The 5,134-nt window shown below is 53.7% G+C and carries 6 protein-coding genes and 1 tRNA gene; 4 read left to right on the top strand and 3 right to left on the bottom strand.

Annotation, left to right across the window (positions count from 1 at the left end; translation table 11 throughout):
- The 4 genes from ABJQ89_RS14395 to ABJQ89_RS14380 all read left to right on the top strand — a co-directional run.
- Window positions 1-574, top strand: a 574-nt coding sequence (locus ABJQ89_RS14395) for an ABC transporter permease subunit (protein WP_348496880.1), incomplete at its 5' end; no start/stop codon positions are given.
- Window positions 571-1,656 (top strand): ABC transporter ATP-binding protein, encoded by a 1,086-nt coding sequence (locus ABJQ89_RS14390; RefSeq protein WP_348496879.1) that lies wholly within the window; start codon window positions 571-573, stop codon window positions 1,654-1,656. The genes ABJQ89_RS14395 and ABJQ89_RS14390, both read left to right, overlap by 4 nt.
- Window positions 1,653-2,549: a polysaccharide deacetylase gene (locus tag ABJQ89_RS14385; protein WP_348496878.1), complete on the top strand. Its 897-nt coding sequence runs from the start codon at window positions 1,653-1,655 to the stop codon at window positions 2,547-2,549. The genes ABJQ89_RS14390 and ABJQ89_RS14385 overlap by 4 nt, the downstream gene beginning before the upstream one ends.
- Complete coding sequence (locus tag ABJQ89_RS14380; protein WP_348496877.1) at window positions 2,546-2,989, top strand: nucleoside deaminase; 444 nt, start codon at window positions 2,546-2,548, stop codon at window positions 2,987-2,989. Before ABJQ89_RS14385 ends, ABJQ89_RS14380 begins: the two co-directional genes overlap by 4 nt.
- A gap of 60 nt (window positions 2,990-3,049) precedes the next feature.
- Here ABJQ89_RS14380 and ABJQ89_RS14375 read toward each other — a convergent pair whose 3' ends face one another.
- The 3 genes from ABJQ89_RS14375 to ABJQ89_RS14365 form a co-directional block, all read right to left on the bottom strand.
- Window positions 3,050-4,252, bottom strand: a complete 1,203-nt coding sequence (locus ABJQ89_RS14375) for an aminopeptidase P family protein (protein WP_348496876.1) — start codon at window positions 4,250-4,252, stop codon at window positions 3,050-3,052.
- 325 nt (window positions 4,253-4,577) lie between these two features.
- A tRNA-Ser gene (locus ABJQ89_RS14370) sits at window positions 4,578-4,667 on the bottom strand.
- 74 nt (window positions 4,668-4,741) lie between these two features.
- A partial coding sequence (locus ABJQ89_RS14365; RefSeq protein ID WP_348496875.1) for a nucleoside hydrolase occupies window positions 4,742-5,134 on the bottom strand: 393 nt, incomplete at its 5' end.

Below are 5,134 nucleotides of genomic sequence, written 5' to 3'. Positions count from 1 at the left end.
GCTGATCGCGACGTTCCTCGGATTTTGCACCGCCTATTCTGATTTTCGGTATAACTTCCGTTTCAAGGGGCCTTACCTCGCACTGATCCTTTTGCCGCCGACCATTCCATTAATCATCATGGCCTTGGCCATGCTGGCATGGTTTTCCAAGATTGGAATGTCTGGACAGCTTTATTCGATCATCATCGCACATTCGGTGCTGACCGCGCCCTTTGCTATGGCTGTGATCCGCTTGCGCCTGAACCAAATGGACCCTGATTTGGAAGCTGCGGCTTGGAACCTTGGTGGCTCGGAATGGCAAACCATGCGCCATGTAATCGTTCCCTTTTGCAAACCGGCGATTGCATCGGCGCTCTTTCTTACGGCAGCTGTTTCCTTCGACGAATTCGCCGTCTCTTGGTTTGTTTCGGGCCTCAACAAAACCTTGCCAGTGATCATTCTTGAAATCGTGCAGGGCAACATCGACCCACAGGTCAATGCCATCGGCACCTTTGTGTTCCTCATTTCCATGACCCTCGTCGTCTTGGCACAACTCTTCTTTGCCAGCCGCCAACTGAAAAGCATCCGATCATGAGCGCACCTCTCGTTGTCTTTGATAAAGTAGAAAAACACTTTGACTCTTTCGTGGCTGTCAAACAGCTCGACTTTGAAATCCGCGAGGGCGAGTTTCTGGCTATCATGGGCCCGTCCGGCTGCGGCAAGACGACAACCTTGCGTATGCTGGCAGGGCTTGAAGCCCCGACCGTGGGCGAAATTCGCCTCAATGATCGGGTAATGAATGATGTGGCCCCCCATGAACGCGACACGCCGTTGGTGTGGCAATCCTTGGCGCTTTTCCCGTTTTTGTCTGCTCAGAAAAATGTCGAATTTGGCTTGAAGATGCGCGGTGTCGAGGCGGGTGAACGCAAGGAACGCGCGCGCAAATGGCTTGATAAGATGGGCATTTTGGAGTTTGCGGATCGCGATATTTCAACCCTGTCAGGTGGCCAGAAACAACGCGTGGCGCTTGCCCGATCGTTGGTGATGGAGCCGCAAATTCTGTTGCTGGATGAACCGCTGTCGGCGCTGGATGCCCACCTCGTGATCCGTATGCAGGCTGTTTTGACCGATTTACAGCGTGAGCTTGGCATCACCTTTGTCTATGTCACCCATTCGCAATCGGAAGCCTTTGCCATGGCCGATCGCGTGATCATTATGGGGAAGGGTGAAATTGCTCAGATTGGCACACCAAAGGACATCTACCGCGCCCCCGCCAACCAATTTGTCGCTGAATTTGTGGGCCGCAATAACATCCTGTCAGGCAAGGTGCAGGCGTTAAGCGACGATAGCGCCCGTATCACGACAGCCACGGGTGAGTTCACCGTGCCAACCAACACTGTGCAGTTGGTTGAGGGGCACAGCGCCAGCTTTGTCATCTCTGCTGATCTGGTCCACATTTCTTTGGGCGAACCTGAGAGCGATAACAAAGCAAGCTGCAAATTGATTTCCGAAGAATTCGTCGGCTCGATGGTGACGCTCTTTTTGGAAGACGCGCAAGGTCAGGAATTCAAAGTGCAAATGCAGGAACGCGAATTGTCCAAGTTCGATTTGAACAGCGGCGATACCATATGGCTGTCGTGGGATACGGCCAGTGCCCACGTGCTGAATCAAACATGATACGCAACCCGATCCCTTGGCCCAATGGCGCGAAATGCGCCTGCGCGATCACGTTTGATATGGATGCCGATAGCCTCATTCATATCGCCAAACCTGAGGACAGCCATGAACGGCTCTACCCTATATCTATGGGGCGCTATGGCCCGATGGTGGCGCTCCCGCGTATTTTGGATACTTACCGACGTCTGGAATTGAAGCAGTCCTTTTTCATCCCCGGTTGGTGTTTAGAAACCTATCCCGATGTGGCGGAGGCCATTTTGAAAGACGGGCATGAGATTGGTCATCACGGCTATCTGCACGAGGATCCGATCAAAACGCACGGCGCGCAACGGGGCTGGTTCGAGCGAACCCTTGAGGTGCATCAACGGATTTGCGGACAAAAACCACGGGGATATCGCGCGCCCGTTTACAACATCACGCAAGAGGTGGTCGATCTAATGATCGAACACGGCATGCGGTATGACAGCTCCATGATGGGCGACGACATTCCATATCAGCTCAAGACAGGGCAGGGGTCCCTTTATGAAATGCCGGTGCATTGGGGCACGGATGATTGGCCGCCCTTCGCCCATTACGATGAGATTGGTTATATGATGCCCGTCGCGGGGCCCTCACATGGGCTTTCAGGATTTTGGGAAGAGTTTGAGGCGCAATATGACGCGGGCGGGTTCTTTATGCTGATTGTTCACCCTTTCCTGACAGGGCGCCTTGCGCGTTGGAAACAGGTAGAGGCTTGGATCGAAAAGACTCGCGCCACTAAAGATGTTTGGTTTGCCACATTAGATGAAATCGCCGATCATATGGACCAGTTACAAACGAGCGGTCTATGGACGCCAAGCGTGGATCACTTGCCCTATTATGATGGCCCGATATTGAAGGAAGGTCCGGTATGAACGAAGACGACATTCGATTGCTACGCACTGCCTATGATGAAGCGAAAGCTGGATTTGACGAAGGCGGTTGCCCGATTGGGTCTGTCTTGGCGCGCGGCGGCGAGGTTGTCGCGCAAGGCCGCAACCAGCGTGTGCAGCAAGGCGATCCAATTGCCCATGGGGAAATGGACGCGCTGCGCAAGGCGGGCCGCCAAAAGACCTATCGCGACACGACGCTTTATACGTCGCTCAGCCCTTGCATGATGTGTTCTGGTACGATCATTCAATTCGGCATCCCACGTGTCGTCATCGGGGAAAACACCACCTTTGGCGGAAACGAAGATTTCCTGCGCTCAAAAGGCGTGGAAGTGATTGTGGCGGATGATCCGGATTGCACCGCGCTCATGCAGCGTTTTATCGAAGAAAAACCCGAACTCTGGGCCGAAGATATCGCGGAATAGCCCCGTGGCCAAGACGGTGGGAAGTGAGCAATCAAAGCTGCTCACTTCGATATGTTTGGACTAGCCAACCACGTTAAACTCTGGCCCGTAAGGGTAACCCGTGATGTTTTCGTTACCGTCCTCCGAGATGACCAGAATATCGTGCTCGCGATATCCGCCAGCGCCCGGTTGCCCGTCGGGGATGGTCAACATTGGCTCCATTGAGATCACCATGCCCGGCTCCAGAACCGTATCGATATCTTCGCGCAGCTCCAAACCTGCCTCGCGCCCGTAGTAATGGCTTAGCACACCAAAGGAATGGCCATAGCCAAAGGTGCGATATTGCAGCAGATCGCGTTCGGCAAAGAAGTCGTTGATCTTCTGGGTAAGCTGCGCACAAGACACGCCTGGCTTTAGCAGGCTCATCCCGTATTCATGCGCGGCGACGTTGGCCTCCCAAATTTTCAAGCTGGCGGCGTCAACCTCTTCAACAAATAGGGTGCGCTCCAATGCGGTGTAATAGCCCGAAATCATCGGAAATGTGTTGAGGCTCAGGATGTCCCCGCGTTCCAGAACGCGCCCTGTCACAGGGTTATGCGCGCCATCGGTATTGATCCCGGACTGGAACCAAACCCATGTGTCACGATATTCTGCATCAGGATAACGCCGTGCAATCTCCAGCTCCATCGCGTCGCGGCCTGCCATCGCCACGTCGATTTCACGAACGCCAGCCTTGATAGCGTCTTTAATCGCATAGCCCCCAACGTCCGCCGTAGCTGCACCTGCGCGGATCAATGCGATTTCTGCGTCGGATTTGTGCATCCGTAGCCGCATTGTGCTTGGCGCAATGTCTACGGTGTCTGACGGGGTAAGAAATTCGCTCAGTAATCCCATCTGTTGAATAGAGAGGTGATCGCCTTCGTATCCGATAACTTTGCCAGCGCCTGTGATCGAAAGGACCGCGCGCCAGTAGTTGTTTCTTTGCCAATCCGTGTATGTGATATTGTCGCCATATCCACGGCGCCAAGGTTGAGCCGCATCGATGCCAGCGCTCATCGTCACTGTCTCGCGCGCGGTCACCACTTGCGCGTAGGGGCGCCCGAACGCGCAATAGAGAAAACCGGAATAATAAGCGATGTTGTGCATTGAGGTCAGCACACAGGCATCGATCCCCATCTCGGCCATCTGCCTACGTAGCTTGGCAAGACGCGCTTCATATTCAGCATCAGTAAAAGGAAGGGTCTTTTGACCCTGGTGAAAACGGTAGTGTTGTGGACGTTCCATCAGACCTACTCCTAACAAGCGTTTGAGCATGTTCAGGAAAGGAGCCGAAATCCCCTCCATCGCTCAAACGACAAAGCAAGATCCCGGCGTTCAGGATGGTGAAAAGGGTTTTGCACAAAGTGCTGGCGACGCCATCGCCGACCCACCCCTTTGCTAACAGTGTTTGTACCGACGCGGCTATCAAAAATACGCCTAGCTGTGTCGTTTTCTGAACATCACATTGGTACAAACGATTAGTCAGGTCAAAACCGCCAAATTCATTTTCGCTGATGTTGGAATTTTAATATTTTGAAGTGATTTTTTTAAGTCCCGACAAAGGTCGGGGTGGCGGAGACGAAGGGATTCGAACCCTCGAGACCCTTCCGGGCCTACTCCCTTAGCAGGGGAGCGCCTTCGACCACTCGGCCACGTCTCCGCCGACGGGGATATCCCCGAAGGGGCAGGGGATACAAGCGGGAATTTGCGTCTAACCGAAAAAATATGCCGTTGTTAATGTAGTGCTTTGAACGCGTTCATAAACTGTTGTTTGACGCGCTCTGCCTCTACCGCCATCAAAACCTCTGTTGTTGATCGTCCATCGCTGGCCAAAATCGTCGCTCCTGAGGTTTCTCCCTTACAGGACACGGTAATAGGAACCGAGCGCGGCGTGAAAAGCTCAGGGTGGGTGCACGCGATCACAGCTGCCGGATCGTGCAATGAGCAACCGTCGTGTTTCCCCACCGTCGTGTAGAAATGCAGATAGAACCTGCTCATGTCATTGATCTTACCGCCAAGTTCGGGAGCGGATTGTTCCAGCGTATCAAAGTCTTCGGCGCGACAAAGAATGCGGTGGGTGACGTCGAGGCCAACCATCACGATCTCTGCGCCTGAGGCAAAGACCAC

It is taken from the genome of Planktotalea sp., assembly GCF_039984035.1.
Taxonomy (GTDB): Bacteria; Pseudomonadota; Alphaproteobacteria; order Rhodobacterales; family Rhodobacteraceae; genus Planktotalea.
Note: the sequence above shows the minus strand (reverse complement) of the source record. Positions and strands in the feature narration are given on the sequence as shown.